24 protein-coding genes and 1 tRNA gene are annotated in these 25,425 nt (G+C 70.6%); 17 read left to right on the top strand and 8 right to left on the bottom strand.

Annotation, left to right across the window (positions count from 1 at the left end; translation table 11 throughout):
• Positions 1 to 76 precede the first annotated feature (76 nt).
• Together ACQEV1_RS40340 and ACQEV1_RS40335 are read right to left on the bottom strand one after the other, a co-directional pair.
• Complete coding sequence (locus ACQEV1_RS40340) at positions 77 to 2,320, bottom strand: glycoside hydrolase family 3 N-terminal domain-containing protein (RefSeq protein ID WP_285627679.1); 2,244 nt, start codon at positions 2,318 to 2,320, stop codon at positions 77 to 79.
• Between the two features lie 108 nt (positions 2,321 to 2,428).
• A complete protein-coding gene (locus ACQEV1_RS40335) occupies positions 2,429 to 3,577 on the bottom strand; it encodes an ROK family transcriptional regulator (RefSeq protein WP_433401750.1) in 1,149 nt (382 codons plus the stop codon).
• Between the two features lie 268 nt (positions 3,578 to 3,845).
• On the opposite strand from ACQEV1_RS40335, the gene ACQEV1_RS40330 reads away from it, so the two are divergent.
• The 3 genes from ACQEV1_RS40330 to ACQEV1_RS40320 are packed head-to-tail and all read left to right on the top strand — an operon-like array spanning position 3,846 to position 5,522.
• The gene (locus ACQEV1_RS40330) at positions 3,846 to 4,622 is read left to right on the top strand and encodes a hypothetical protein (RefSeq protein ID WP_433401748.1); all 777 of its coding nucleotides are present in this window, start codon (positions 3,846 to 3,848) and stop codon (positions 4,620 to 4,622) included.
• A 10-nt stretch (positions 4,623 to 4,632) separates the two neighbouring features.
• Positions 4,633 to 4,962, top strand: coding sequence for a hypothetical protein (locus ACQEV1_RS40325; protein ID WP_285627684.1), 330 nt, complete (start codon positions 4,633 to 4,635; stop codon positions 4,960 to 4,962).
• 47 nt (positions 4,963 to 5,009) lie between these two features.
• Positions 5,010 to 5,522, top strand: coding sequence for a hypothetical protein (locus tag ACQEV1_RS40320; protein WP_433401746.1), 513 nt, complete (start codon positions 5,010 to 5,012; stop codon positions 5,520 to 5,522).
• 101 nt (positions 5,523 to 5,623) lie between these two features.
• On the opposite strand, the gene ACQEV1_RS40315 is transcribed toward ACQEV1_RS40320, so the two are convergent.
• A complete protein-coding gene (locus tag ACQEV1_RS40315; RefSeq protein WP_433401744.1) occupies positions 5,624 to 6,661 on the bottom strand; it encodes a M48 family metallopeptidase in 1,038 nt (345 codons plus the stop codon).
• A 77-nt stretch (positions 6,662 to 6,738) separates the two neighbouring features.
• On the opposite strand from ACQEV1_RS40315, the gene ACQEV1_RS40310 reads away from it, so the two are divergent.
• The 3 genes from ACQEV1_RS40310 (at position 6,739) to ACQEV1_RS40300 (ending at position 9,806) form a co-directional block, all read left to right on the top strand.
• The gene (locus ACQEV1_RS40310) at positions 6,739 to 8,007 is read left to right on the top strand and encodes a phenylacetate--CoA ligase family protein (RefSeq protein ID WP_433401742.1); all 1,269 of its coding nucleotides are present in this window, start codon (positions 6,739 to 6,741) and stop codon (positions 8,005 to 8,007) included.
• Positions 8,008 to 8,122: 115 nt separating this feature from the next.
• Entirely contained in the window at positions 8,123 to 8,989 is an 867-nt protein-coding gene (locus ACQEV1_RS40305) for a hypothetical protein (RefSeq protein WP_433401740.1), read from the top strand.
• A 10-nt stretch (positions 8,990 to 8,999) separates the two neighbouring features.
• Positions 9,000 to 9,806: a hypothetical protein gene (locus ACQEV1_RS40300; RefSeq protein WP_433401738.1), complete on the top strand. Its 807-nt coding sequence runs from the start codon at positions 9,000 to 9,002 to the stop codon at positions 9,804 to 9,806.
• A gap of 65 nt (positions 9,807 to 9,871) precedes the next feature.
• Here ACQEV1_RS40300 and ACQEV1_RS40295 read toward each other — a convergent pair whose 3' ends face one another.
• Positions 9,872 to 11,107, bottom strand: coding sequence for an RNA-guided endonuclease InsQ/TnpB family protein (locus ACQEV1_RS40295; RefSeq protein WP_433401736.1), 1,236 nt, complete (start codon positions 11,105 to 11,107; stop codon positions 9,872 to 9,874).
• 161 nt (positions 11,108 to 11,268) lie between these two features.
• Here ACQEV1_RS40295 and nadD point away from each other — a divergent pair, with 161 nt between their 5' ends.
• From nadD to ACQEV1_RS40275, 4 genes are all read left to right on the top strand, one after another.
• Positions 11,269 to 11,859 (top strand): nicotinate-nucleotide adenylyltransferase, encoded by a 591-nt coding sequence (gene nadD / locus ACQEV1_RS40290; protein ID WP_285627701.1) that lies wholly within the window; start codon positions 11,269 to 11,271, stop codon positions 11,857 to 11,859.
• 36 nt (positions 11,860 to 11,895) lie between these two features.
• Complete coding sequence (gene rsfS, locus ACQEV1_RS40285) at positions 11,896 to 12,303, top strand: ribosome silencing factor (RefSeq protein ID WP_285580510.1); 408 nt, start codon at positions 11,896 to 11,898, stop codon at positions 12,301 to 12,303.
• Between the two features lie 34 nt (positions 12,304 to 12,337).
• Positions 12,338 to 12,973, top strand: a complete 636-nt coding sequence (locus ACQEV1_RS40280) for a histidine phosphatase family protein (protein WP_433401733.1) — start codon at positions 12,338 to 12,340, stop codon at positions 12,971 to 12,973.
• A gap of 69 nt (positions 12,974 to 13,042) precedes the next feature.
• Positions 13,043 to 13,115 (top strand) — tRNA-Ala (locus tag ACQEV1_RS40275).
• Between the two features lie 230 nt (positions 13,116 to 13,345).
• On the opposite strand, the gene ACQEV1_RS40270 is transcribed toward ACQEV1_RS40275, so the two are convergent.
• The gene (locus ACQEV1_RS40270; RefSeq protein WP_433401731.1) at positions 13,346 to 13,879 is read right to left on the bottom strand and encodes a hypothetical protein; all 534 of its coding nucleotides are present in this window, start codon (positions 13,877 to 13,879) and stop codon (positions 13,346 to 13,348) included.
• A gap of 170 nt (positions 13,880 to 14,049) precedes the next feature.
• Complete coding sequence (locus tag ACQEV1_RS40265; protein ID WP_433401729.1) at positions 14,050 to 14,871, bottom strand: patatin-like phospholipase family protein; 822 nt, start codon at positions 14,869 to 14,871, stop codon at positions 14,050 to 14,052.
• A 127-nt stretch (positions 14,872 to 14,998) separates the two neighbouring features.
• Here ACQEV1_RS40265 and ACQEV1_RS40260 point away from each other — a divergent pair, with 127 nt between their 5' ends.
• The gene (locus tag ACQEV1_RS40260; protein ID WP_433401727.1) at positions 14,999 to 15,529 is read left to right on the top strand and encodes an rRNA adenine N-6-methyltransferase family protein; all 531 of its coding nucleotides are present in this window, start codon (positions 14,999 to 15,001) and stop codon (positions 15,527 to 15,529) included.
• Here the strand turns inward: ACQEV1_RS40260 and ACQEV1_RS40255 are convergent.
• Positions 15,526 to 16,575: a LacI family DNA-binding transcriptional regulator gene (locus tag ACQEV1_RS40255; protein WP_285627714.1), complete on the bottom strand. Its 1,050-nt coding sequence runs from the start codon at positions 16,573 to 16,575 to the stop codon at positions 15,526 to 15,528. The genes ACQEV1_RS40260 and ACQEV1_RS40255 overlap by 4 nt on opposite strands.
• Before the next feature lie 192 nt (positions 16,576 to 16,767).
• Between ACQEV1_RS40255 and ACQEV1_RS40250 the strand changes: the two genes are divergently transcribed.
• Genes ACQEV1_RS40250 through galT form a run of 6 tightly spaced genes read left to right on the top strand, consistent with a single transcriptional unit; the run spans position 16,768 to position 24,929 of the window.
• Positions 16,768 to 18,039, top strand: coding sequence for an ABC transporter substrate-binding protein (locus ACQEV1_RS40250; RefSeq protein ID WP_285627717.1), 1,272 nt, complete (start codon positions 16,768 to 16,770; stop codon positions 18,037 to 18,039).
• A 7-nt stretch (positions 18,040 to 18,046) separates the two neighbouring features.
• Positions 18,047 to 18,955 (top strand): carbohydrate ABC transporter permease, encoded by a 909-nt coding sequence (locus ACQEV1_RS40245; protein WP_285627720.1) that lies wholly within the window; start codon positions 18,047 to 18,049, stop codon positions 18,953 to 18,955.
• Complete coding sequence (locus ACQEV1_RS40240; protein ID WP_285580495.1) at positions 18,955 to 19,764, top strand: carbohydrate ABC transporter permease; 810 nt, start codon at positions 18,955 to 18,957, stop codon at positions 19,762 to 19,764. The genes ACQEV1_RS40245 and ACQEV1_RS40240 overlap by 1 nt, the downstream gene beginning before the upstream one ends.
• A complete protein-coding gene (locus ACQEV1_RS40235) occupies positions 19,761 to 21,245 on the top strand; it encodes an alpha-N-arabinofuranosidase (RefSeq protein ID WP_433401723.1) in 1,485 nt (494 codons plus the stop codon). Before ACQEV1_RS40240 ends, ACQEV1_RS40235 begins: the two co-directional genes overlap by 4 nt.
• Before the next feature lie 19 nt (positions 21,246 to 21,264).
• Positions 21,265 to 23,931 (top strand): glycoside hydrolase family 2 TIM barrel-domain containing protein, encoded by a 2,667-nt coding sequence (locus ACQEV1_RS40230; RefSeq protein ID WP_433401721.1) that lies wholly within the window; start codon positions 21,265 to 21,267, stop codon positions 23,929 to 23,931.
• On the top strand, positions 23,928 to 24,929 hold the full coding sequence (gene galT, locus ACQEV1_RS40225) for a galactose-1-phosphate uridylyltransferase (RefSeq protein WP_285627727.1): 1,002 nt from the start codon (positions 23,928 to 23,930) through the stop codon (positions 24,927 to 24,929). The genes ACQEV1_RS40230 and galT overlap by 4 nt, the downstream gene beginning before the upstream one ends.
• Here the strand turns inward: galT and ACQEV1_RS40220 are convergent.
• The gene (locus tag ACQEV1_RS40220; protein ID WP_285627730.1) at positions 24,926 to 25,291 is read right to left on the bottom strand and encodes a hypothetical protein; all 366 of its coding nucleotides are present in this window, start codon (positions 25,289 to 25,291) and stop codon (positions 24,926 to 24,928) included. The two genes, galT and ACQEV1_RS40220, sit on opposite strands and share 4 nt — an antisense overlap.
• Between the last annotated feature and the right edge of the window lie 134 nt (positions 25,292 to 25,425).

Genomic DNA, 25,425 nt, shown 5'->3' with positions numbered 1-25,425 from the left:
GGTCGCCCCGGCGGGTGGGTTGCGGACCCGCCGGGGCGACCGCCTCTCCCGGCGGAGGGCCGGTGGCCGGCGTCGCCTAGTGAACGGTCAGGTCCGCGGACTTACCGCCGGCGACGATCTTGTACTGGCCGGGGACGACCGACCGGGTGGACGAGCCGTTGATGTCGCCCTGCGTCACGGCCAGGCGCGACACCGGGAACGACAGCGAGACGGTCGTCGACTGGCCGGCCTTCAGCGGCACGCGAGTGTAGGCGACGAGGCGGTTCGGCGGGACGAGGATGCGGCTGACCGGCTGCTGGGCGAAGACCGGTACCACCATGTCGCCGTCGCGGGAACCGGTGTTGGCGACCTTGACCGACACCTTCACCGTGCTGCCGCCGGACACCGAGACGTCGTTCACCGCGTACGAGGTGTAGGACAGGCCCGCGCCGAAGCCGAACAGCGGATCGTAGGACGAGCTGGTGCCGGAGTTGGTGCCCGGCAGCTGCTGGTAGAACATCGGCTCGTCGCCGGCGACCTTCGGCCACGACACCGGCAGGCGTCCGCTGGGGTTGGCCTTGCCGAACAGGACGTTCGCCACCGCCGTACCGCCCTCGCTGCCCGGCAGCCAGGACATGAGCAGCTGCTTGGCGTCGGCGGCGCCGCCGAGGGCGAGCGGCCGCCCGGCCACGACCACCACGATCACCGGCTTGCCGGTGGCCTGCAGGTCGTCGACCAGCTTCTGCTGGTCGGCGGCCAGCTCGGGCGTCTCGTTGTCGTTGGTGCCCTCGGCGCCCGGCTTCTCGCCGACCACGACGACGGCCGCGTCCGCGCCCTTCGTCTGGTCGACCGCGTCACCGGCGTCCTTGACCAGCTTGGCGTGGTCGCCGATGAGGTTCTTGATGCCCTGGTAGACCGTGACGCCCGGATCGTTGACGCCGTCCGGGATGCCCTGCCACTGGATCGTCCAGCCGCCGTCCTGGTTGGGGATCGAGTCGGCGCTGGGGCCGGTCACGACCACCTTGCCGACGCCGGTCGACAGCGGCAGCACGTTGCCGTCGTTCTTCAGCAGTGTCTGCGACTCGGTGGCCGCGCGGACCGCGAGGTCCTTGTCGGCGCCGAGCGCGATGCCGTCCGCCTGGGAGGCGTCCACGTACGGGTGCTCGAACAGGCCGAGCTTGAACTTCAGCGTCAGGATGCGCGAGACGGCCTCGTCGATGCGCGCCTTGGACACCTTGCCGCTCTTGACGTCGGCGATGAGCCCGTTCACGTAGTCGTCGACGCTGCCCGGCGGCAGCATCGCCATGTCCACGCCCGCGTTGACCGCGATGGCCGCGGCTCCCGCGTAGGTGTCGCTCAGGTGGTAGGCGGTCTGCAGGCTCTGGACGTCGTTCCAGTCGCTGACCACGACGCCCTTGAAGCCCCACTGCCTGCGCAGCAGGTCGGTGAGCAGGTAGTGCGAGGCGTGCGCGGGGATGCCGTTGACCGAGCCGGAGTTGGCCATGAGGGTCAGCGCGCCCGCGTCGACCGCGGCCTTGTAGGCCGGCAGGAACGTGTCCTGGAAGTAGCGCGGGTCCAGGTGCGCCTCGGTGCGGTCGTGGCCCGCGAACGGCGCGGAGTAGCCGGCGAAGTGCTTGACCGTCGCCGCGACCTGACCGGACTTCTGCAGGCCCTGGATGTTGGCGGCGCCGAGCGAGCCCGCGAGGTACGGGTCCTCGGAGTAGGTCTCGTAGTAGCGGCCCCAGCGGGTGTCGCGGGAGATGTCCTCGACGGGCGCGAAGTCCCACTGCGGGCCGGTGGCCTTGACCGCGCGCGCGGTGGACTCGCCCATCGCCTCGGACAGCTGCGGGTCCCAGGTGGCGCCGACGCCCACCTGCTGGGGGAACTTCGTGGCGCCGAGGACGTTGTTGTGCCCGTGGACGGCGTCGACGCCGTACACGATCGGGATGTGCAGGCGGGAGTGGTCGATCGCGTACTTCTGGACCGCGTTGACCATGTCGGCCCAGTCCTTGGGGGTGTTCTGCGGCGGGGTCTCCCCGCCGCCGGACAGCACCGAGCCGGCTTTCAGGTCGGTCAGGATGTGCTTCATGCAGGACTCGACCAGGGCGCCGCCGGCCCACTGGCAGTCGCCCTGCATGTTGACCACCGCCGGCTGGGTCATCTGACCGACCTTCTCCTCGAGCGTCATGCGCTTGAGGAGGTCGGCCACACGGGCGGGGACGGGGGCGTGCGGGTCCTGATATCCGGACTGGGCGCTGGCGCCGGTCGCGCTCAACGCCAGGCCGGAAAGGGTGAGAGTAACGGCCAGCCCGATGTGGGCGGCCCTGGACCTCAGTCTCATGACGCGTGTCTCCAGGCGGGGGATCAAGAAGAGGCTCTGTGATCAAAGACCCAGCCGAAGATCAAATCAAGGCTTGAATTAAGTTTGGCCGAAGCCTGCCAGAATCGTTCAAGAGTTGAACGCGACCTGGAGAACGAGCGCCAGCGCGCCGAGCACCTCCGCGCGGTCGCCGAGGACCCCGGGCACGATCGACACCAGCGAGGCCGCGCTGGCGATCGCCGATCGTCTCACCGCCTCGGCCATCGGATCCAGCAGCAGCGCCCCCGCACGGCCCAGGTCGCCGCCGACCACGACTCGCGTCGGGTTCAGCAGGTTGCACAGGCCGGCCACACCGGCGCCGACGTAACGGCCGGCGTCGCCGACCGCGCGGCGGCACGGCGCGTCGCCGGCGAGGGCCAGCTCGACGATCCGCGCGGTGGTCAGGCCGTCGCCGTGCGCGTGCCGCAGCAACTCGGCGAGGTAACGGCCGCCGGCGTAGGTCTCCAGGCAGCCGCGGTTGCCGCAGCGGCACATCGGCCCTCTCTCGTCGAGCGTGAGGTGCCCGAGCTCGCCCGCGGTGCCGCCGGGCCCGTGGTAGAGACGGCCGCCGATGACGATGCCGGCGCCGACGCCAGAGCTGATCTTGATGTACGCGGCGTCGGCGTGGCCGTGCGCCGCGCCCCACGTCATCTCGCCGAGCGCGCCGAGGTTGGCGTCGTTGTCGACGTGCACGGGGCGGCCGAGGCGCCGGGCGGCCTCGTCGGCGGCGTGGATGCCGGCCCAGCCGGGCAGGATCGTGCTCGACCCGATCGTGCCGGTCACCGCGTCGACCGGACCGGGCACGCCGAGCCCGATCCCGACCACGTCCTCGCGCGTCGCGCCGGCCGAGGCCAGCAGCCCGTCCATGAGACGTTCCGCCGCGGACAGGCCGTCGGCCGCCGACGCGCCGACGTCGAGCGGCATGACCCGCTCGGCGATCACCTCGCGGGCGAGGTTGCCGATCGCCACGCGCAGGTGCGAGTGGCCGAAGTCGACCCCGACGGCGAGCCCGGCGCCGGGAGCCAGCGACACCGCGCGGGCCCGGCGCCCGCCGGCCGACGTCGGCGTCACGACGAGCAGCCCGCCGGCGGTCAGCTCGCGCACGATGTTGGAGACGGTGGCGCGGGAGAGCCCGGTGGTGCGCGCGATGTCGGCCTGGGTCGGCGCCCCGGACTCGCGCACCGCCTCGATGACCCGCCGCTGGTTGGCCTCCCGCAGGGACGTCTGCGAGCCCGGCATCGCCACCATCGGTCCCCCAGCGGGTCTACGGTGTTCAAGAAGTGAACTCCAGGCTACGCGCAACCGTGCTCGGAGTAACCCGCCTCCGTACACTCGCCGGCGTGCACCGCGTGTGTCGCGGGTCCGGCGTCATGGGGGACTCGGCCCCGCACGGCGATCGTCATTCGCGGCATTCACCGCTATCGCACATCTTCGAAGTGTCATAGCGGCACTTCCGGCGTTTGCCGTCGATCCTTCAGGTAAGGCGCGATCGCTGTACGATCAGGCCATGGCGCAGTGGTCGGTAGAGCGGTCGGACACCGGCCCCGGAAGGACCCCCCGCGGTGTCGGCGAAGCCGACGAGGGCCGCGTACGGGCGACCGTGGTCGACGAGCGGTTGGAGACCGTACGTGTGGAACCGAGGCTGCTGCGATCCTCACGGGAGGAGCTGAGCCGGCTTCTCATCGAGGCGGTCAACGCCGCGCTCGAGGACTTCCGCGCGCGTCGCTTCGACGGCGAGGCCCCGGATTTCGATTTGCGCGAGATCATCGCCGACCTGCAGAAGGCGAACGAGCAATTCCGGCGCGACATGAGCCAGCGGATGGAGTTCGCCGCGGACGTCGTCACCGAACTGCGCCAGGCCGGGGTCAGGGTGGCCGATCTGCCGACCCTGAACGTCGACGACATGGTCGACGAGGTGACCGGCCTCCTGCGAACGGTGGACGAGGCGCGGCACCTCGGCGACGAGGAGCTCACCGGTACGGGCGAGGCCCCGCGGGCGTCGGTGCGCGCGGTGTGCGTCCCCGTCGGCCGGCTCAAGTCACTGGTTCTGGACGCCCGCGCGACACGCGGCACCGTCGAGCTCGAACGGGACGTCGTCACCGCGGTGAACGCCGCGCTGGACGACCTGGACGCCAGGACGCGGGACCGGCGGGCGGAGGCCGACGTCGATCCGGAAGCGGTGAAGAAACAACTCGGCCAGCTGAGGGAACGGAACATGGCCCGGCTGGAGTCCTACTTCCGGGCGTTGAGTGACGTGATCAACGGCATCGAGCCGGAGCGTTGAGGGAGCAAGGATGACCGAGCCGCAGATCGAGTACGACCGGCCGCAGCTGAAGCTGGCCGGCGACGGCATCGTGACCGCCCACGAGAACGCCCGAACCCACCTGGCCAACACCCAGACGCAGATCGAGGGGTTCGGCGAGTGGTGGAACCCCAACAACGACCCGAACGATCTGATCGGGGGCGTGCTCGGCGGGTGCTTCACGGCCGTCCACCAGATGATGATGTCCACCGGCCAGCAGAACCTCGACGTGCTGCACAGCCACGGGCAGGCGATGCAGGTGATGTCCGGGAACATGACCGGAGCGGAAGACGCGAACACCGGCCTGACCCAGTCGGTCTGACCCTGATCCGAGGAGGCCGGACGCGGCCGGAAAGGTGACACGATCCAATGGCGATAGAGCTCCCGGGCTGGTTTGCCAAGCTGCTCAACCTCATGGGCATAGCCGGAGCCGCGGGCTGGACGAACGCCAATGAGGACACGGCACACGCCGTCGGCACCGTGTACCAGCAGCACGCGACCAACGTTCAGCCCGCGGTGACCGACGCGAAGACCCACGGACAGCGCGCGACCTCCGCCGTCCAGAGCGCGGCCGGAACGTCGATGACGCAGACGATCGACCATCCGCAGGGCGCGATCAACAACCTCATCGACCACCACAAGGGCGCGCTGGTGACGGCGCTCATCGCCGGCGGCGTGGTGCCGATCGGGCTGGCCTCCTACAAGATCTTCAAGCTCCTCGACGGCGGCGTGACCGCGGCGCAGATAGCGGGCTCCCTCATGATCCCCGGCGGTCAGGTCGCCATTCCGGAGGAGCTGGCGATCGGCCGTCTGCTGCAGACCGGCATCACGAACACGCTGCTCGCGCTCCTCCTCGGGAACTCGGACACCAAGTCGGATTAGACCGTCTGAGCGGACCGGCGTACCGGAACGCGTCGACGCCCGGCAGACCGTCTCCGGCTGCCGGGCGTCCGTTCGGGGATGAGGGGGCGGCGTACCCCCCGTCAGGACTCGCGGTTGCGGTCGTCTCCCGGGCGGCCGCCGAAGCGGGAGAAGATCTTCTCGCCCACGTTGACGGCGCCCTCGGCCGCGCCCTTGACCACGCCGATGAACGGGTCCTCGCTACGGTTCCACGACTCGCGGTAGGCGCGGGCGGCGTTCTTGATCTCATCGGAGATCGAGGCGTTCGCGTCGTCGGCCCGGCGCGGGTAGTCGCCGGCGAGGATGCGCTGGTATTCGCCCTCGTTCGCCCAGTGCTCCAGCTCCGCGAAACGCACCACGGCGTACGGGTGCGAGCGGGTCAGCAGGTTGAGGAACTTCAGCAGCCCGTCGCGCACGTCGCCGGCCGCGTCGTACTCGCGAGCCTGCTCGCGGAACGCCTCGGAGTCCATCTCGGTCAGGCGGCCGCCGCCGGCGAGTTTCATCAGGGCGCGCTTGCCCGCGTCGACGTCCTGGCCGGCGAGCAGCCCGGCGCGGTCGGCGGACAGCTCGGCCTTGCGCTGCCATTCGTTCAGGCCCATGAGGATCGCGGAGATGGCGATGTTGCCGAACGGCAGCCAGGCGATCCGCGCGCCGAGGTTGGTCAGGATCAGTGCCATCGTCCGGTACACCGCGTGGCCGGAGAGCACGTGCCCGACCTCGTGGGCCACGACGAACCGCAGCTCCTCGTCGTCGAGCAGGTCGACAAGGCCGGTGTTGAGCACGATGAACGGGTGGTCGGTGCCGATCGTCATGGCGTTCGGCGTGGGGTCCTGCACGACGTACAGCTCCGGCACCTCGGGCAGGTCGAGGATGTAGGAGGCGTCGCGGACCATGTCGTTGATGTTGCGGAACTGCGTCTCACCGGCGCGTACGCTCCCGCCGAGGAACATCAACCGGATCGCGCGCTCACTGAACAGGCCCGCCAGGCGCTTGAGCACGGTGTCGAAGCCCGTCAGCGACCGCAGCGCCACCAGCGCCGACCGGTCGGCGGGGTGTTCGTAGGCCCGGGAGCTGATGCCCGGAAAGCGCGTGCGTGAACGGTCGGGCGTGTTGCTCGTCATGTCCGGCATGCTATGTCCGACGCTTGTGCCCCGCTCAGGGTTCCCCTCCCGCGTGTGCGCCATCTATGGTCCGGTTCATGGTGGAGGCGTACGGGCCAGGGCCCGCGGAGACGATGTCGCGCGACGAGCGGGCCGCACTGCAGCGGGCCCGCCTGCGCGAACTGATCGACCGGCTCGTACGGGCCGGCGGCGTCCAGGGCGAGCGGCTGCGCGCGGCCGGCGTCACGGGCGGCGAGGACGTCGCGCTCGCCGATCTGCCCAAGCTGCCGTTCACCACCAAGCAGGACCTGTGGGACTCCTACCCGCACGGCATGCTGGCGGTGCCGATGCGCGACGTCGTCGTGGTGCACGGCTCCAGCGGCTCGCGCGGCCGGCCGACGCTCGTCCCGTACACGCGGGGCGACCTGGAGCTGTGGGCGGCGATGTGCGCGCGGTCCCTGGTCTGCGCGGGCGCCGGCCCGGACAGCGTGGTGCACAACGCCTACGGCTACGGCCTGTTCACCGGCGGGCTCGGCATCCACCAGGGCGCGGTCGCCCTCGGCGCGACGGTCGTGCCGATGTCGGGCGGCATGACCGAGCGGCAGATCCGGCTGCTCGCCGACCTGCGGCCCGACATCCTGACCTGCACGCCGTCCTACGCGGTACGCCTGGGGGAGGCCGCGCGGGACGCCGGGGTCGAGCTGAACCTCAAGGCCGGCCTGTTCGGCTCCGAGCCCTGGTCGGAGGAGCTGCGCGGCACGATCGAGGACCTGCTCGGCCTGGCCGCGCTGGACATCTACGGCCTGTCGGAGGTCATCGGGCCGGGAGTGGCCACCGAGTGCCTCGAACGCGACGGCCTCCACGTCAACGAGGACCACTTCCTCGTGGAGGCGGTCGGCGAGGACGGCTCGCCGGTGCCGGAGGGCACGCCGGGCGAGCTGGTGTTCACCACGACGCGCGAGGCGATGCCGCTGCTGCGCTACCGCACCGGGGACATCGCGTCGCTGACGACCGCGCCGTGCCCGTGCGGGCGCACGCTCGTCCGGATGAGCAAGGTGCTGGGCCGCCGCGACGACATGCTGGTCGTCCGGGGCGTGAACGTCTATCCGCGCGAGATCGAGGCGGTGCTGCTGCGGCACGCCTCGCCGCACTACCAGGTGATCGTCGACCGGCGGGCGACCATGCCGCGGCTCATCGTGGCGTGCGAGGGGGCCGGTCCGGGGCTGGAGCAGGAGCTGTCGGCCGAGCTGGGCCTGTCGTGCGAGGTCCGGGTGCTGCCGGCCGGCACGGTGCCGCGAGTGGAGATCGGCAAGGCGGTGCGCGTGGTGACTTGGGAGTCCGGAGAGGCACCGCTACCCGGCCTGTAGCCCCCTCATTGATGCTCATTTGCGACATAACGCCGTTCGTTCACTGGCTAACCTTTACCGATCCTTTGATCGGTGACGGGGCTTGGAGCGGGGAGTGCTTGGAGCGGGGAGTGTCGTGAACGGTGGACAGGGTGGCTTCGCGCCGCCGGATGGCGGGCGGTGGCCGGACGAGCCGCAGGACGGGGCGCCGTACGGGGCCGGAGCGCAGCCGCGATACGAGGGACGACCGGGCGCGTACGGCACGCAGCCCGAGGCGTACGGCACGCAGCCCGGCTCGTACGGTGGAGGGTTCGGATCGTACGGACCCGAGCCGTGGGAGGAGCCGTCGAGCCGGCGCCGGACGGGGCTGATCGTCGGTCTGGCGATCGGCGCGGTCGTCGTGCTGGGCGGCGTCGCCGCACTGGCCGGCGTGGTCCTGTCATCCGGCGACCACCACACCCGGCCGGACGCGGCCGCCGCGCCGTCCGGTGACGCGACCTCGCCGGCGGCCGAGAGCGTGACGCACTCCATCGTGCCGCCGATGACCGTCGGAACGTACCGGCGGCTGACCGGCAACGTCGCGGACCGGCTGGTCCAGAGGATGCGCCAGTCGATGGTCAAGGAGGACCGTCAGCACGCCGACGTGTACGCGAAGTGGAAGATCGCGATCTATACCTACGGCGGCGACCCGGACCGTCGGCTGCTCTTCGTGGGCATGTCGGCCAAGGACAGCCCGAAGATCGCCGAAGCGATGCGAACGACGTCCCCGTCGGAGCTGGTCGACCAGATGTTCCTCGGCACGGGAGTGGCCCAGACCAAGGACTACGCGCCCGGGCATTTCGGCGGCGTACTCCGCTGTGGCAAGGGTGATCTGGGCGGTATGACGGCGATGACCTGCGCGTGGGCGGACTCCTCCACTTTCGGCATGGTCGCCCAGCCCCAGAAGTCGGCCGCGACGCTGGCGCGGGTCACCCTCCGGCTGCGCGACGCCGCCGAACGCTGACGGGGGACGAGTGAACGACGGACAGGACGACGGGCCGGGGTTCGTGCCGCCGGACGGCGACCCTCGGCCTGATGAGGGCCTGGCGGGCCGGAGCGACACGCCGCGCGGCGGCCCGGGAGGCCATGAGGCCCCCGGCGGCCCGGCGTCGTACGGCAACGGCTTGTTTCGGTCGTACGCCGACGGCGCGCCGTCCGTGCCGTACGGCGCGCCGCTGCCGCCGAAGAAGAACCGCCGGGGCCTGCTCATCGGGCTCGTCGTCGTGGCCGCCGTCGTGTCCGTCGCCGTGCCCGCCATGTCCATGCTGCTCGTGATGGCTGGGCCACTGGGCGCCCCACACGAGGTGCACGCGATCGTCGTCCCCGAGACCTTCGGCCCCTACCAGCGGAAGACCGGAAGCGACGCGCAGCAGGCCGAGAAGGCCATGCTTCAGGAGATGGCACCGCACGGTGGCGCGTTCACGCACGCGAAGACCGCCATCTACCAGAGGCGCGGAAGCACCGAGCCTCCCATCGTCTTCATCGGGCTCTCGGCGAAGGACGCTCCGGCGGCGGCGAGGCAGCTGCGGGCCGCCACGCCGTCGGAGCAGGTCGACTGGGTGTTCGAGCCGCTGGGGATAAAGGACAGCGCGAAGGACTACACGGCCGGGCGGTTCGGCGGTGTGCTCCGCTGCGGGAGGGGCAGGGACGAGGACGGGACGGTGGTGACCTGCGCCTGGGCGGACGGCTCGACCCTCGGCATGGTGTTCAGATCGGGATACCGCAGCGTCAAGTCCCTGGCCGGCGTCACGTTCGAACTGCGCAACGCGGCCGAGCACTGATGCCGGGCGGCGAATCGAGGGGGCGTACGAATCGGACGTCGGCGCCGCTGGTTAGGGTCGCGCCATCAACGGCCACGGGTTGACGTCTGTGGCTTGCTCTCCGGGGCCCGTCTGGCTGAAGGGAGGCCGGTAGCGTGTGGGCGGTTGATGGCGCCCCAGCCCTCGACACCGCGGTTGGCGATGTTGATGGCTGCGATGTGGTCTGCGTGTCCAGCGAGATCGCAGGATCGGCACCTGAATGTGCCGCGCTCAGGCCGGTTGAGCCGGGTGACGTGTCCGCATCGCGGGCAGGTCTGACTCGTGTATGCCGGGTCGACGGTGGTGAAGGCGATGCCGGCGCGTTCGGCCTTGTAGCGGGTGAAGGTGATCTGCTGGGCGAATGCCCAGCCGTGCAGAGTGCGTCGCTGGGACCGGGAAGCCCTTACCCGGCCGCGGATGCCATCAAGACGCTCCATGGCGATACCGCGGCCGGTGCCGGCTCCGTGCGCGGACAACACCGAGGCCTTACGCACCAGGTGTTTGCTGATCTGGTGGTTGACGTCTTTCATCATCCGCGACTCGCGCCCGGCCAGCGTGCGCAGCCGACGCCGGGCCGCGGAGGTGCCCTTGGCCTGCAGCCGTCGGCGTTGCCGGTGCCGACGGTCGCGGAGACCACGGATGTGACCGTTGTTCTCGATCGTGCCGGGCAGGACCTCTCCGTCGGAGGTGACGGTCAGGTTCGCCGTGCCCTGATCAACCCCGAGGAAGCCATTGACCGGCTCGGCGAAATCCGGCCGGGGAAGAGTGACGGCGACTTGAAGAAGCCAGAGTCCGTTGCGTTCGATCAAGTCGCATTCCCCGATCGGCAACGTGGCGATGGCCTTCAGGTCGCTGTCCCGGCCGGTATAAGCCACGTGGATCCGGCCGGCGGGGGTCCAAACGGAGGCGATGCGGGCGTCTCGGTTGAAGCTGATCATTCTGGCGTCGTAGGGCACGGCGGCGTGTGGCCGGAAGACGTGCGCCCGTTTCCTGGTCGATCGGCGGTTGGCGTAAACGTCGGCGACGCGTGCGATCGTGCGTACGGTGGCCTGGGCGCCAAGGTCGGCGAAGTGGTCGCGCAGGTGCCGGTAGATCAGCCGGTGCAACGCCAACTGCCCGAACACGCCCTGTTCCCAGGCGATGCGGGAGGCGTAGGTGGCGGCGGTGTTGCAGACCGCCACGGCCGCGGCCAGCCGGACCGCCTGTTCAGGCGTGGGCGTCAGGCGTACCTGTACCACCGAGGAACACCCTGCCTGCTTGACCGCCGACTTCCGCAACGTCACCGCCACCCTCCCTCCGCGCGATTCCGTTCCGTTCTCGTGGCGGAGACGTTACGGACTGCCACCGACAGTTCGTGACCCAAGTTGCTGTCCTGCGATCGACTTGTGAGGAGGAGGCGCATCGTCCCCGGTCGTGGCACCGGGGGTTTCCGCGCCACAAGAGGATGAAACGTCGACTCGGGGTCATGGGCGGCACCTTCGATCCCATCCACCACGGTCACCTCGTGGCCGCGAGCGAGGTGGCGCACCTGTTCGCGCTGGACGAGGTGATCTTCGTGCCGACCGGCCAGCCGTGGATGAAGGAGGGGCGGAAGACGTCCCCGGCCGAGGACCGCTACCTGATGACGGTGATCGCGACCGCGTCCAACCCCCGGTTCTCGGTCAGCCGCGTCGACATCGACCGGCCAGGGAAGACCTACACCATCGACACGTTGCGGGAGATGCGCGAAATACACGGGCCGGACGCCGAGTTGTTCTTCATAACCGGCGCTGACGCTCTGGGCGAGATCTTGTCCTGGCGTGACGCGGATGAGCTCTTCAACCTCGCACATTTCATAGGCTGTACGCGTCCCGGCCACAACCTCGCCGACCCCGGGCTGCCCGGCGGCGGGGTGAGCCTCGTCGAGGTGCCCGCTCTGGCGATCTCATCGACCGAGTGCCGCGAACGCGTGCGTGCCGGCGAGCCCGTGTGGTACCTGGTGCCAGACGGAATCGTGCAATACATCAATAAACGAGGGCTTTATCGTGGCGACTGACGACGAAGCCCCCGCAGGGAGGAACACGACAGCATCGTGACCGCATCCGACAGGGCCAACCAGCTGGTCCAACTCGCCGCCGAGGCCGCGGCGGAGAAGCTGGCCGAGAACATCATCGCCTATGACGTGAGCGAGCAGCTCGTCATCACGGACGCCTTCGTCCTCTGCTCGGCCGCCAACGACCGTCAGGTCCGCTCGATCGTCGACGAGGTCGAGAGGCGCCTGCGCGAGGACGCCGACGCCAAGCCGATTCGCCGTGAGGGCGAGCGCGAAGGCCGATGGGTGCTCCTCGACTACTCCGACATCATCGTGCACATCCAGCACGAAGAGGACCGCGTCTACTACGCGCTCGAGCGCCTGTGGAAGGACTGCCCGGAGATGGCTCTGCCCGAAGACGTCAACGCCCACGCGGCACAACGTGTACGCGCGGGTGACGGCCGGTGAGCCCGCAGATCCATCCGGACGAAGGCGAGCGCTCGTGACCGGGCCGCGCAAGATCGTGTTGTGGCGACACGGCCAGACGGCCTGGAACGTCGAACGTCGCTTTCAGGGCACGACCGACATCCCGCTGGACCAGACCGGCGTGCAGCAGGCGGCCCGCTCCGCCCGGCTCCTCGCCGCCCTTCTCCCGTCCGCGATCGTCTCGTCCCCGCTGCAGCGGGCCAGCGCCACCGCCGGCGCGCTCAGCGAGGTCACCGGCCTGCCGGTCAACCACGACCCGGACCTCATCGAACGCGGCGGCGGCGCCTGGGAAGGCCTGACGAACCACGAGATCCGCACCCGCTACCCCAGCGAGCACGCCATCTGGCAGCCGCCAGGCGGCGAGACCGCGGAACAGGTCGCCAAGCGCTTCGGCGCCGCCCTCGAACGCGCGCTGACCCGCATCCCGGACGACGGCCTGCTCGTCGTGGTCTCCCACGGCGCGGCCGTCCGCATCGGCATGCTGCACTGGCTCGGCTTCCCCGAGGAGCTGTGGGGCCGCTTCGGAGGCCTGTCGAACTGCTGCTGGTCGGTGCTGGAGGACGGTCGCCTCGGCTGGCGTCTGGTCGAGCACAACGCCGGTACGCTGCCGGAACCCGTCCTGAGTGACGACCGTGCCGCGGGTGACGGCTGATCGATTACAGGTATGGCCGTCAGGTCCTATACACTGACGGGGCGTCGCAGGGAGACCTGAAAGACGCGCGGGGCTATGGCGCAGTTGGTAGCGCGCCTCCATGGCATGGAGGAGGTCTGGGGTTCGAATCCCCATAGCTCCACGGGCTGGCTCAACTTACTCACCGCCCCCCTTCGGGGGGCGGTTTCGCGTTGGGCCGCTATTCCTTTTGGGGGGCGACCCCTCATTCCCCCCGATGTGGGGGCTTCGCCCCCACGCCCCCACGTGGCTGGGGTCTCACGAGGGTTTTTTGCTCGGGTTGTTCGGATGCCGGGGGTGCCGGGCCCGTTGTCTGGGCCCGGCGGTTCTCTGCCTCTGGTTTTGGCTTGTTGGTTATGGCTGGAGCACCGTTACGGTTTCCATTACCGGGCGGGGGGTGGTCGGGGTGCAGGCTGCGGTTAGTTGGCCTACTCGGGCTACTCGGGCGGTCAGGGCCACGTTGGCGCCGCGGAAGCGGGCCGTACCGGGTGTTCTCGGGGTCCAGGAGCCGAACAGGTCGCCGCTGATGGGTTCTCGTGGCGTTACCGGGCCGCCGGTTCCGGTCATGCGGAACGAACCCGTCCGTGCGCCGTTGACGTCGATCTCGGCTACCGCGGTCCAGCTGTCGATGGGTACCGGCGTGCGCAGGTTCAGGCGGGAGATGCGCAGGTGGAAGCGGAGCGGCCGGCCCACCGTCGCTTGGTCGGCCGAGGCGGTCAGGCGGCCGTTGATGGTGACCGGGCGGGAGCCCAGCACCGGCACGGTGCAGGTGTAGGTGGCCGAGAAGCTCGACGCCTCCGCTGGCCCGTACGGCGCGACGACCGCGGCGCCGCTGAGCGTGATCGTCGTTGCGGCGGTCAGGGCGTGTCGTCCGATGGATTTGATCATCTTCTGTTCCCCCGTCGAGTTCGGCCTTCCGGACGTCGTGGCCCGGCGTCCGGAAGAGGGTTTCCCCGCGAGATCATCACGACCGTGACCCCCGCCGGGGTCTTTTTACCGGCGGGGGCGAAGATCATCACCTGGCGGTGGCATGACGGTGACGGGAGCCTCCCGTCCCGTCACCTGATCGCGGAACACTCCCTGATGCGTTCGGCGGCGTCCTCGGCCTGCCTGACGCCGGCCTGATACGCGGGCGCCCATGCGGCGCGGTCGCCGACATCCGGGCCGATCGCCTCGGTCGCCTCGGCGTCCGGAACCAGCCGGACGACGATCCGCTCGCCCTCTCCGGCGTCGCTCGGGCCGAAGCCGTGCGCCATCGGCTCGGCGACGATCAGCGTTTCCGCGTCACCGGCCAGGTCGAGGTTGGTTCCGGCCCGGAGCGCGCCGTCGATGTAACGGCGCCCGCCGATGGTGATCGGCGGGGCGGTCGCGGGGAAGGCGGTGCTCGCGGCCACGGCCTCCGGCAGCGACGCGGCGCCTCGCCGGTCCCAGACCACCGCCTCGCCGGTTTCGGCGTCCACCGCCGGGATCAGCAGCGGCCGCGACGGCCACTCCGCTCCGCCGACCAGGGACCGCATCCGGGCGATGACCGCTTCCTCGGCGCCGGTCGTGGCGGCGACGGCGAGCCGGCCGACCCGGCGCGTGGCCTCGGCGCGGTCGATCCCGGTGTCGCCGAGCGTCGCGAACACCTCCGCGAGCTTCGCCGGATCGGGCCGTGCACCGTCCGGGGGACCGGTCGGCGCGGGCAGCGTGGCAAGCCGGTCGAGGTCTTCGCCGCGGGCCAGGATCGCCCCGACGATCGCGCCCGCCGACGTGCCCACGATCAGGTCGGCGGCGCCCAGGTCGACACCTTCGCGGCGTAGCCCCGCCGCCAGCCCGGCCAGCCACGCCGTGCCGACCACGCCGCCAGGCCCGAGAACGACCGCGCTCCGCACTGTCATCGGCTCGCCTCCCCGAGTTCGGGTTCGCGCCTGGGGCAGCGATCACGGCGCCCGTAATTCGATTGCCGGGCCATGTGGGGGCCTCCTACGGTGAACGGCATGACGTGCTTCATGAACATGGTGCGCCGTGGTCGCCTCCGGGCGGTCGCGGCGGGCGTGGGGCTGGCATCCGCTCGTTGACGAGTGGGCCCGCCGTGTCGTCGAGGACGCCCGCGTACGCCCGGGGCAGCTCGTGCTCGACATCGGCGCCGGCCGTGGCGCGCTGACCACCCATCTGCTGGCGGCCGGAGCCCGGGTCGTCGCGGTCGAGCCGCATCCCGGCCGGGCCGAGCGGCTGCGCGAGCGGTTCGCGGGCACGGATGTGACGGTCGTCGAGACCGACGCGCTGGCCCTGCCGTTGCCGCGCCGGCCGTTCCGCGTCGTCGCCAGCCCGCCGTACGCGATCTCCAGTGAGCTGCTGCGGCTCCTGCTCGCGCCGCGGTCGCGGCTGGTCGCCGCCGACCTGGTCCTCCAGCGCGCGGTGGTCCGCCGGTACACCGAGGGGCGTTCGCGACCGGGCCGCTGGGAGGTCCGGGCCGGCCGTGCGCTGCCCCGCCGCGCCTTCCGCCCGCCACCGCAGGTCGACTCGTCCGTCCTCGTCGTACGCCGACGGCGTTAGGGGCGCCGTCGGGGGCCCGCTCCCGAGCTCTCGCGGACGCGGAGTTCGTGGCTCACCGTCACCTCGCGGGGCGGGGAGTCGACGGCGGCGATGCGGTCGAGCAGCAGGCGCAGGGCCGAGCGGGCGATGCCGGCCTTGTCCGGGCTGATGGTCGTCAGGCTCGGCACGTTGTACCGGCCGTCGTCGATGTCGTCGAAGCCGACGACCGCGACGTCCTCGGGGATGCGGTAGCCGCGGTCGTGCAGCGTCCGCATCGCGCCCAGGGCCAGGGTGTCGTTGAAGCAGAACACCGCGTCCGGCGGATCCTCCAGCTCGGTCAGGTACGCCGCCGCCTCCGCGCCGTCGCGGCGGTGGTACTGCCGGGCGGCCACGATCAGAGATTCCTCCACCGGGAGCCCGGCGTCGTTCAGCGCCGCGCGGTAGCCGCTCTCGCGCATGGTGGCGGTGCCCTGCGCGTACGACGGCTGCGTGCCGATCGCGGCGATGCGGCGACGGCCCTGACCCGCCAGGTGCGCGGTGGCGGTGCGGGCGGCGGCGACATTGTCGATCGCGACGTGGTCGGCGGTGCCGGCCGAGACGCGTTCGCCGAGCAGGATCAGCGGTGTCGTGTCCGTGCGGCGGGCGATGTCGAGGTGGTCCATGGCGACCGGGCTGAACACGATGCCGTCGACCAGCCGGGCGCCCATGCCGTCGACGACGTACTGCTCGCGCTTCGGGTCGCCGCCGGTCTGGTCGATCAGGATCGTGTAGCCGTGCTCCTCGGCGGTGTCGACGATGAGCCGGGCGAGCTCGGCGAAGTACGGGACGTCCACCTCGGACACGGCGAGGGCCAGGATCCCCGTACGGCCGCGGCGCAGGTTGCGGGCGCTGATGTTGGGCCGGTAGCCGAGGTCGGCGATGGCGCGCTCGACGCGTTCGCGGGTCGCGGCGCCGACGTGCGCGCCGTTGATGACGTTCGAGACGGTCTTGACCGACACTCCGGCACGGGCGGCCACGTCCTTCATGCTCGCCGAGCGGCGTCCTGGTTGCGCGGACGTGCTGGTCATCCCCGACCCCCTCTTGTCGCCGGACGAGAGTATATCGATTACTACATCGATGGAAGCTGCACCATGGGCGACATGAGTTACTCCGAGGTGAGGGGTGTACATCGTTTACCTTCGCGAGTATGGTCCCGGTAACTCCGGCCCGGTGAGGAGACGTCGGGCCGGCTCATCGCTGCCGATGAGGGAGGAGACGCCGTGGACCTACGCAGAAAGCTCACCGCGTTCGCCGCGCTGGCGACGCTCGCCGCCGCCGCCGCGTGTGGCGGGTCCGGCACGTCGGACGACAAGAGCGGTGGCACCGTCACGTTGTCGTTCTGGAACGGTTTCACCGGAGGCGACCGGCCCGGCGTCGAGCATCTGGTCGACGAGTTCAACAAGTCGCACCCGAAGATCCACGTGAACATGCAGATCATGCCGTGGGACGTCTTCTACCAGAAGCTGCTGCCCGCCTACGGCGCCGGCAAGGGCCCCGACGTCACGGCGATGAGCGCCAACCAGGTGGCGCAGTACGCCGCCAAGCGCGTCTTCCAGCCGCTCGACGACGCCTTCTCGGCCGGCCTCGACAAGTCCAAGATCGTGCCCGGCGCGCTGCAGGCGGGCCAGTACGCCGGCAAGCAGTACGGCCTGCCGGCGAACTTCACCCCGCTGCTCCTCTACTACAACAAGAAGCTGTTCAAGCAGGCCGGCATCGCGGCGCCGCCGGCCGACTGGAACGAGTGGATCGCCGACCTGAAGAAGCTCACCAAGGGCAAGGGGCCCGGCGGCAAGCCGGCGCAGTACGGCATCACGATGGGCACGCACGAGACGGTCGAGGGCATCCCGATCCTGCTGGCCGGCCAGGGCGGCGGCGTCATCGGCGACGACGGCAGGACGGTCACGCTCGACAGCCCCCAGTCGATCCAGGCCATGACCACGTGGACGAACCTGGTCCGCACGAACCACGTCATGCCGGTGGGCACGTCGGGCGCGGACGCCGACAAGCTCATGCAGTCCGGTGACGCGGCGATGGAGATCAACGGCCCCTGGCTGACGTCCTCGCTGGAGCAGTCGAAGATCGACTACGGCCTCGCGATGGTGCCCGCCGGACCGGCCGCGCAGACGACGCTCAGCGACAGCGTGCAGTTCTCGCTCGGCAGCCGCGCGACCGGCGCGAAGAAGAAGGCGGCCGAGGAGTTCTTCTCCTACTGGAACTCCCGCGACTCCCAGATCTACTTCGCCAACACCACCGGTTTCCCGCCCACCCGTACCGACGTCGGCGCGTCGGACCTGAAGAACCCCAACGTCGCGGTGTTCGCCAAGTACGCGCCGAAGGCCGTGCCGTTCCTGCCCGGCCAGACCAAGTTCGCGCAGATGCAGAGCGAGGTCATCGACCCGGGGTTCGAGAAGATCCTGAACGGCCAGGGCGACCCGGCGGCGCTGCTGAAACAGAGCGCGGGGCAGCTCCGGACGTTGCTGGCGGGGAGCTGACCGGTTCATGCGTCGATCCGGTGTCCGGGCGCGCGGCGGCCTCACGCTGCGCGCCCGGCGCAGCCTCAGCGCGTACGGGTTCATCGCGCCGTCCGTGATCATCTTGGGCGTCTTCCTCGCCTGGCCGATGATCTGGTCGCTGCGCACCTCCTTCTATGAGGCGTCCCAGTTCGCCCCGCCGACGTTCGTGGGGCTGGGCAACTACCGGAAGCTGTTCGCGGACGCGACGTTCCGCGGCGACCTGGTCAACACGCTGGTGTACGCGGCCGTGGTCACGCCCCTCGCGGTCGGGCTGGCGCTGGTGTTCGCACTGATGCTGCACCGCCGCCTGCGCGGCCGGTCGTTCTTCCGCGCCGCGATCTTCCTGCCCGCCGTGCTTTCGTTCGGCGTCATGGGCATCGCGTGGGACTTCGTGCTCGACCCCAACATCGGGGTGCTCCCACGCTGGCTCCAGCACGTCGGCCTGTCGCTCGGCAACGGCGTGAACGACCCGAACTGGGCGATGGCGTACGTGATGTTCGTCGGGGTCTGGAAGAACGCCGGGTTCTACATGGTGATGTACCTGGCGGGCCTGAGCACGATCCCGAACGACTTCTACGAGGCCGCGGCGATCGACGGCGCCGGGCCGTGGGCGCGGTTCCGCCACATCACGTGGCCGCTGCTGTCCAACACGACGCTGTTCGTGTTCGTCATCGCGGCGATCGCCTCGCTGCAGGCGTTCGACCAGATCTTCGTGATGACGCACGGCGGCCCGTTCTTCAAGACCGAGACGCTGGTGTACCTCGTCTACCGCACGGGCTTCAAGGACTTCGAGTTCGGCTACGCCTCGGCGGTCGCGTGGGTGCTGGTGTTCCTGGTCTTCCTGATCAGCCTCGTGCAGAACTTCTACTTCGGCCGGCGGCAGGTGAAGTACTGATGGTTCGTCGTGTCGGCCTCTACGCCGGTCTCCTGGTGGCCGTTGCGGTGATCGTGCTGCCGGTCGTGTGGATGGTCTTCGCCTCCGTCAAGCCCGAGGCGGACATCACCGGCAACCCCGCACAACTGCTGCCCGAGCACGTCACCACGCAGAACTACCGCGAGGTGACCCGGCAGATCCCGTTCGCCCGCCAGTTCCTCAACTCGATCATCTTCGCGGGCGGCGTGACGGTGTTCTCCCTGGCGTTCAACTCGATGTGCGCGTTCGCGCTGGCCCGGCTGGACTTCCCCGGCCGCCGCGCGCTGTTCATCGCGATCATCCTGTTCCTGATGATCCCGTACCAGGTCACGCTCATCCCGATCTACCAGCTCGTGGCCAAGCTCGGGCTGATGAACACCTTCCCCGGCATGATCATCCCGCGGGCCACGAACGCCTTCGGGATCTTCTTCCTGCGCCAGTTCTTCCTCGGCATCCCGCGCTCGCTCGACGAGGCGGCCCGCATCGACGGGGCCGGCGACTGGCGGATCTACGCCCGGATCATCCTTCCCCTGTCCAAACCGGCCCTGCTGACGATCGCCCTGTTCGACTTCATGTTCAACTGGAACGACCTGCTGTGGCCGCTGATCTTCACCACGAGCACGCGGATGGAGACCTTGCCCGCGGGGCTGGCCCTGTTCATGGGACAGCACGTCTCGCAGTACGGCGTGGTGATGGCCGGGGCGACGCTCACGACCCTGCCGATCGTGATCGCGTTCCTCTTCGTGCAGCGCAAGTTCATCCAAGGCATCGCCACGACGGGACTCAAATGAAGACCGCGACTCTCATCCTCGACCCGGCCTTCCGCGTCGGGCCGGTGCGGCCCCGCCTGTTCGGCTCGTTCGTCGAGCACATGGGCCGCTGCGTGTACACCGGCATCTACGAGCCCGGCCATCCGCGGGCCGACGCGGACGGCCTGCGCGAGGACGTCCTGGCGCTCACCCGCGAGATGGGCGTCAGCGTCGTCCGCTACCCGGGCGGCAACTTCGTCTCCGGCTACCGCTGGGAGGACGGCGTCGGGCCGGTCGAGGAACGCCCGGCCCGCCTGGACCTCGCGTGGCAGTCGCTGGAGACCAACGCCTTCGGGCTGCACGAGTTCATGACCTGGGCCGACCGGGCGGGCGTGGAGCCGATGATGGCGGTCAACCTCGGCACCCGCGGCGTCCAGGAGGCCGTCGACCTGCTGGAGTACTGCAACCATCCGGGCGGCACCGCCCTGTCGGACCGCCGCGTGAAGAACGGCCGGGCCGAGCCGTACGGCATCGGCCTGTGGTGTCTCGGCAACGAGATGGACGGTCCGTGGCAGATCGGGCACAAGACCGCGACAGAGTACGGCCGGCTCGCCCAGGAGACCGGCAAGGCGATGAAGCTCGTCGACCCGTCGGTCGAACTGGTCGCCTGCGGCAGCTCGAACGGGCACATGCCGACGTTCGGGAGCTGGGAGGCGACGGTCCTCGAGCACTGCTACGACGAGGCCGACTACGTCTCCCTGCACGCCTACTACGGCCAGGACGGCGACCTGCCGAGCTTCCTCGCCTCGGCGGTCGACATGGACGCCTTCATCGACGGCGTCATCGCCACCGCCGACCACGTACGGGCCAAGCTGCGCAAGTCCAAGCGGATCCAGCTCTCCTTCGACGAGTGGAACGTCTGGTACACCGACTCCTTCGAGGGCGGCACCTGGGAGCAGGCGCCCCGGATGAGCGAGGACCTGTTCAACGTCGCCGACGCCGTCGTGGTCGGAAACCTGCTGATCTCGCTGCTCAAGCACGCCGACCGGGTCGGCGTCGCCTGCCAGGCGCAGCTCGCGAACCTCCTCGCGCCGATCCGCACCGAGCCGGGCGGCCCCGCCTGGCGGCAGACCATCTTCCATCCCTTCGCGCACGCGGCGGCGTACGCGAAGGGCGACGCGTTGCGGGTCGTGCTGGACGCGCCGCGGGTGGAGACCGCCAAGTACGGCGACGTGCCGCTGGTGGACGCGGTGGCGACCCACGACGACGACGGGGTCACCGTCTTCGCCGTCAACCGCGACGTGGAGGAGTCCGTCGGTCTCACCCTCGACCTGCGCGCCCTGCCAGGCGTGCGGAGCGCCGAGCGGATCGTCCTGTCCGACGCGGACACGGGCGCGGCCAACACCGAGGCCGAGCCCGGCCGGGTGACGCCCCAGCGGAGTGAGGTCCCGGTGCGGGCCGGTGAGCCGCTGCTCGTAGAGCTGCCGCCGGTGTCCTGGAACGTCATCCGGCTCACCGTCTGAGCCCGCCTCTCGAAGGGAAATGATGCATCTCACCCTGGACGGCACCTGGGACCTCATCGTCGGCGACCCGGGGATCGCCGGGCTGGCCGACGTCCCGTCGCGGCCCGTGACCGTGCCCGGGCTCTGGGAGGCGGAGATCGATCCGGCCCTCGACGGCGTGGTCTGGTACCGGCGCACCTTCGACTGCGCGGACCCGTCCGGCCGGTGGACCCTGAGGTTCGGCGCGGTCATGGACGTCGCCGAGGTGTACCTCAACGGCGTCGCGCTGGGCGGCCACGTCGGCGCGTTCACCCCGTTCGAGCTCGACCCCGGTGGCGCGCTGGTCGCGGGGCAGAACGTCCTCGCCGTGCGCGTCACCGACCACGCCCTGGACGACCCGGAGCACCCGCGCACCGCGCACGGCAAGCAGGGCTGGGCCAACCATGCCTTCCCCAGCCCGCCCAGCCTCTACCTGACCTACGGCGGCATCTGGCAGTCGGTCACCCTGCGCCGCCACGGGCCGGTCGCCGTCGACGACGTCTTCGTGGACGGCGACCCGGCGGACCTGACCGTCGCCGTCGAGCTGTCCAACCGCTCGCCGGACACCGCGACCGCGCGCGTACGCGTCGCCGTGCCCGGCGACGTGCGGGAGGCGGAGGTCGTGCTGCCGCCGGGCGGGCACGGCCGTGCGGTCCTCGCCTTCGGCGCGTCGGGCGCGGCGCGCTGGTCGCCCGAGTCGCCGGTGCTGCACGAGGCGGAGGTCACGGTCGCCGCCGGCGAGGAGATCAGCGACACGCGCACGACGCGGTTCGGGCTGCGGACGATCGCCGTCGCGGGCGACCGGCTGCTGCTGAACGGCGAGCCGTACCGGATGCGCAGCGCGCTGGTCCAGGGCTTCTACGCCGGCACCCTGTACGCCGAGCCCGGCCGCGACGCGATCGTCGCCGAGGTCGCCGCGGCCAAGCGGCTCGGGCTGAACACGCTGCGGCTGCACATCAAGGCGTTCGATCCGGTCTACCTCGACGTGTGCGACGAACTGGGCATGCTGGTGCACTGCGACATCCCGGTCGCCGAGCCGATCGCCCACGCCGAGCTCGGCGCGGACGGCGAGGTCGCCGACCGCTGCGCCACGGCCGCCACCGAGCAGGTCCGCCGCGACCGGAACCACCCGAGCGTCGTGCTGTGGTCGGCGATGAACGAGCTCGGCCTCGAATACGAGCCCTCGCGCGCGAGCGACGGGTACGAGGGGTTCGCGCGGCGCATGTACGCGGCGGTCACGGAGGCCGACCCCACCCGGCCGGTGATCGAGAACGACTGGGTCGACCCCGACCCCGGCCGGGTGTTCGCCAGCCCGATCCTGACCGCGCACTGGTACGGGCGGCTGTCGACCGCGTACCTGACCGAGCTGGCGGCCAAGGCCGCCCCGTGGGCGGCCTCGCCGCGCCCGTTCCTGATGAGCGAGTTCGGCGACTGGGGGCTGCCGTCACTGGAGCCGCGCGAGAACGCGCCGTTCTGGTGGTACGGCGACACGCTCAGGGCGGCGATCGAGCGGACGCCCTGGCCGCGTACTGCCGCGGCGTTCGTCGAGGGCACCCAGCGCTACCAGGGCCTCGCCGACCGGCTGCAGATCGAGCTGTTCCGCCGTCACGACGGCATCGCGGGCTGGTGCCTCACCGAGCTGACCGACGTGCCGCACGAGTTCAACGGCCTGTGGAGCCTGGAGCGGGAGGGCAAACCCGCCGCGCTCGCGGAGCTCGCTCTCGCCTGCGAGGACGTGCTGCCGATCGTCGCACGGACCTCCTGGACGGTGGCCGCGGGCGAGGCGGTGGAGCTGCCGGTGTCCGTGGCCAACGACGGCCCGGCGCTGACCGGGGTGACGATCGAGGCCGCCCTGCGCGGCCGTACGGTTCGGTACGGCCCGGTGGACCTGCCCGCGCACACCGCGTCGGAGGTGGCGACGGTCCGCGTGCCGGCGCCGGAGGTGACCGGGACGCACGAGCTGACGGTACGGCTGACCGGCGACGGCGTCACCGTGGTCAACCGGTATCCGCTGCACGTGGTGTCCGTAGAGCCCGCGCGGGTGGCGGTCCGGCTCGCCGGTTCCGCGAGCCTGGCCGGCGCGGAGATCGTCACGGACGACGCGGCGCCGCTCGTCGTCGCCGAGGGCGCCCTGGACGCCGACAGCGGCGCCCTGGTCGCGGAGTCCCTGGCCGCCGGCCGGCCGGTCCTCGTGCTGGCCCAGGACGCGGACCGGGCGCGGCACCTGCCGATCCCCGCCGAGCTGACCGAGGTGGCCACCGCCTGGGGGTCGACGCCGTTCCTGTTCACGACGGGCGAGCTGGCGGTACCGGCGCTGCCGCCGGCCACCGTCCTGACCACCGAGCCGATGACGATCGTGCCGGACGCGGTGTGGACCCGTCTCGGCGACGGTCCCTTCCCCGAACACCTGATCGCCGGGATGTGGAAACCGTTCCCGGACGAGATCGCCGGCACGGTCGTCGGGGAGACGCGCGTCGGGCCGGGCCGGCTGCTCGTCTGCCAGTTTCCGCTGCTCACGGCCGCCCGGGAGGGCGATCCGATGGCCACGGCGGTGCTCGCGGACCTGCTGCGTCACCTCGCCGGGCCCGTACCCGCGCTGCGGTCCGAGCAGGACCGGCTCGCCGACGGCCGTGCCATCACCTACTACGCGACGAAGGAAATTCCATGACGGAGCGGAGATACGACCCGACGCGTGGCGAGTGGGTCACCTTCGCCACCCATCGGCAGAACCGTACGTTCCTCCCGCCGGCCGACCAGTGCCCGCTGTGCCCGACCGCGCCCGGCGGACCGCCGACCGAGATCCCGGCCCCCTCGTACGACCTGGTCACCTTCGACAACCGGTTCCCGTCGTTCACCGCCGACCCGCCGGAGCCGTCGGTGACCGGTGACGCGCTGACCCCCGTCGCACCCGCCGTGGGCCGGGCGGAGGTCGTGGTGTTCACCGAAGACCACGACGCCACGCTGGCCGAGCTGCCGGTCGCCCGGCTGCGCGCCCTCGTGGACGTGTGGGCCGACCGGACGACCGTGCTCGGCCGCCGCGCCGAGATCGGATACGTCTTCCCGTTCGAGAACAAGGGCGAGGAGATCGGCGTCACCCTCAACCATCCGCACGGCCAGGTCTACGGCTACCCGGACATCCCGCCCATCCCGGCGCAGGAGATCGCCGCCGCGCGACGGTACCGAGCCGAGCACGGCTCATGCGTGTGGTGCGACGTGGTGGTACGCGAGGAGACGAGCGAACGGCTCGTCGTCCGTGGTGACGCGTTCGCGGCGTACGTGCCGTTCTGGGCGCGGTTCCCGTACCAGGTGTACATCAGCGCCCGCCGCCACGCGCCGGCCCTGCCGTCGCTCACCGCACCCGAGCGGGACGACCTGGCACGCGTCCTCAAGCGGGTCCTGGTCGCCTACGACGGCCTGTTCGGCTTCTCCATGCCGTACGTCATGGCGGTGCACCAGGAGCCCGCGACCGGCGGCCACGGCGACGTCACGCACCTGCACCTGGAGCTGTCCCCGCCGTACCGGACGGCGACGAAGCGCAAGTTCCTGGCCGGCAGCGAACTGGCCGCCGGCGCGTACGTCACCGACCTGGCCCCGGAGCGCACGGCGGCCGCACTACGCGACGTCCTTTCCCGCGAGACCGCCTCGCCGAACGAGGCCGCGGCCTAGCACCAAACAGTGACGAGGTTGAATTTGTTCGCCGACTCCGAACCGAGGTTCGTCGAGGTCCAGGTGTTGACGGCGCCGGTGTTCCAAAGGCTACCGGCGCTGTCCTTGTAGTAGAACGAAATGCTGTTGCCGTAAGTGCGAGCCGATTTCACGGCCATGGAGACCGAGGCCGGCAGCGCGTTGTCGCCACAGTGCGGCACCCGCCACATGGTGCCGTTCCCCCAGGTCTCGGTGAACAGGCACACCGTGCCGTAGGGGCAGCGGTTGTAGTCGGCGTGGGCCGGGCTCGCGGCGATCACCGAAGTCCCCGCGGCGGCCAGCGCCACCACACCGCTCGCGGCCAACCTCTTCATCGTGGGCATGCTCGACCTTCCGTTGTCGCGTGCTGTCGCGAAGAAATTAACGCGGCGTCTCAACGAACGGCGAACAATTCGAAAACTGCTAAAGCGTGACCATTGACGGAGACTCGGCGGCCCACGGTACGTGTCGTACTCCA

Source organism: Actinoallomurus sp. CA-142502, assembly GCF_050936355.1.
Taxonomy (GTDB): domain Bacteria; phylum Actinomycetota; class Actinomycetes; order Streptosporangiales; family Streptosporangiaceae; genus Actinoallomurus; species Actinoallomurus iriomotensis.
The sequence above is the reverse complement of the archived record's forward strand: the minus strand, read 5'-3'. Positions and strand labels throughout refer to the sequence as shown.

Bases quoted from the DNA above. Each gene is read 5' to 3' on its own strand.
- ACQEV1_RS40340 (WP_285627679.1), bottom strand. From the start codon at position 2,320: ATGAGACTGAGGTCCAGGGCCGCCCACATCGGGCTGGCCGTTACTCTC.
- ACQEV1_RS40335 (WP_433401750.1), bottom strand. From the start codon at position 3,577: ATGCCGGGCTCGCAGACGTCCCTGCGGGAGGCCAACCAGCGGCGGGTC.
- ACQEV1_RS40330 (WP_433401748.1), top strand. From the start codon at position 3,846: ATGGCGCAGTGGTCGGTAGAGCGGTCGGACACCGGCCCCGGAAGGACC.
- ACQEV1_RS40325 (WP_285627684.1), top strand. From the start codon at position 4,633: ATGACCGAGCCGCAGATCGAGTACGACCGGCCGCAGCTGAAGCTGGCC.
- ACQEV1_RS40320 (WP_433401746.1), top strand. From the start codon at position 5,010: ATGGCGATAGAGCTCCCGGGCTGGTTTGCCAAGCTGCTCAACCTCATG.
- ACQEV1_RS40315 (WP_433401744.1), bottom strand. From the start codon at position 6,661: ATGACGAGCAACACGCCCGACCGTTCACGCACGCGCTTTCCGGGCATC.
- ACQEV1_RS40310 (WP_433401742.1), top strand. From the start codon at position 6,739: ATGGTGGAGGCGTACGGGCCAGGGCCCGCGGAGACGATGTCGCGCGAC.
- nadD (WP_285627701.1), top strand. From the start codon at position 11,269: ATGAAACGTCGACTCGGGGTCATGGGCGGCACCTTCGATCCCATCCAC.
- ACQEV1_RS40270 (WP_433401731.1), bottom strand. From the start codon at position 13,879: ATGATCAAATCCATCGGACGACACGCCCTGACCGCCGCAACGACGATC.
- ACQEV1_RS40265 (WP_433401729.1), bottom strand. From the start codon at position 14,871: ATGACAGTGCGGAGCGCGGTCGTTCTCGGGCCTGGCGGCGTGGTCGGC.
- ACQEV1_RS40255 (WP_285627714.1), bottom strand. From the start codon at position 16,575: ATGACCAGCACGTCCGCGCAACCAGGACGCCGCTCGGCGAGCATGAAG.
- ACQEV1_RS40245 (WP_285627720.1), top strand. From the start codon at position 18,047: ATGCGTCGATCCGGTGTCCGGGCGCGCGGCGGCCTCACGCTGCGCGCC.
- ACQEV1_RS40240 (WP_285580495.1), top strand. From the start codon at position 18,955: ATGGTTCGTCGTGTCGGCCTCTACGCCGGTCTCCTGGTGGCCGTTGCG.
- ACQEV1_RS40235 (WP_433401723.1), top strand. From the start codon at position 19,761: ATGAAGACCGCGACTCTCATCCTCGACCCGGCCTTCCGCGTCGGGCCG.
- ACQEV1_RS40230 (WP_433401721.1), top strand. From the start codon at position 21,265: ATGATGCATCTCACCCTGGACGGCACCTGGGACCTCATCGTCGGCGAC.
- galT (WP_285627727.1), top strand. From the start codon at position 23,928: ATGACGGAGCGGAGATACGACCCGACGCGTGGCGAGTGGGTCACCTTC.
- ACQEV1_RS40220 (WP_285627730.1), bottom strand. From the start codon at position 25,291: ATGCCCACGATGAAGAGGTTGGCCGCGAGCGGTGTGGTGGCGCTGGCC.